The 1174-nt window shown below is 65.9% G+C and carries 1 protein-coding gene; it reads right to left on the reverse strand.

The features are described from left to right. On the reverse strand, nucleotides 1-1174 hold a 1174-nt coding region (locus EXW71_RS28650; RefSeq protein WP_167659713.1), incomplete at both ends, for an AMP-binding protein.

Below are 1174 nucleotides of genomic sequence, written 5' to 3' on the forward strand. Positions count from 1 at the left end.
AGGGGCTTCAATCGAGGTCGCCGTCAACACCCGTTGCGCGCCACTATCAGAAATCATGAAGCCTTGCCGGTCCAACGGTGCATTGACATCCAACGGCACATACACCGCCGCACACTTGCTGATTGCCAACTGGCTGACCAGCAGGTCCACGGAGCGCTCCAGCAGGATTGCCACGCGGTCGCCGGGGGCTACACCCAGGCCGATCAGGTGATGGGCCAGGCGGTTGGCGCGGGCGTTCAACCCGGCATAGCTGACCTGTTGCTGGCCATGCGACGCCGCCAGGGCGTGCGGATGCGCCTGTACCCACGCCTCGAACACCTGATGCAGCGGTTGCTGGTGCGGGTAACTGCGCTCAGTGTGGTTGAACGTCTGCAACAACTGCCGGCGCTCATCGCCGCCCAGGATCGACAGGCGATTGGCCGCCGAATGCGGTGCCTGCTCCAAGGTCTCGACCAGTCCGGCCAACGCCGTGCACACGTACCCCAGGACCCGCTGCGCACCCACCGAGCGCGGTGCCAGGGCACTGACCCGGAAGTCTTCTCCCACGTCGTCCACCGAGAGAATCAGCGGGTAACTGTTGACCCCTTCGTTGGCGAGCATCTCGATGCCGTCCCAGGCAACGCGGCTGGCCTCACTGACGCTGGCCGCCCCGTGACGGTAGTTGAGCAAGGCACTGAACAACGGCGCCGGTGCGGCCACGCCGCTGCAACGTTGCGCCAACGTCAGCGACGCATGCTCGTGAGCCACCAACTGGCTCAGCGCGACATGGGTGTTCTTGACCGCCGCAGTCAGGCTTTCATCCTTCAGGCGCACACGCAGCGGCAAGGTGTTGATGAACATCCCCAGTGAACGCTCCGCACCGTCACCGGCCTGCAGGCGGCCGAGCAAGACCGTGCCGAACACCACGTCATCGCGGGCTGACACCGCGCCGATGACCTGCGCCCAGACCCAGTGATACAGCGTGGCGGCGCTCACCCCCAGGTGCCGGGCCTGGCGTCGCAGACGCTGGCTGAAGGCCGCGCCCAGCCACTGATCGACCTCCTCGGTGACATCCCGCTCGCTGTCTATGCGCTGCACGCCGAACGGCAAGGTCGGTTCGTCGACGTCGCCGAGCATCTCCCTGAAAAACCCTTCATGGGCGGTACGGTCCTTGCCCTGGCGGGTCTGCGCCACG

The sequence above is a fragment of the Pseudomonas sp. BCA17 genome, from assembly GCF_004519405.1.
In the GTDB taxonomy this organism is placed as follows: Bacteria; Pseudomonadota; Gammaproteobacteria; order Pseudomonadales; family Pseudomonadaceae; genus Aquipseudomonas.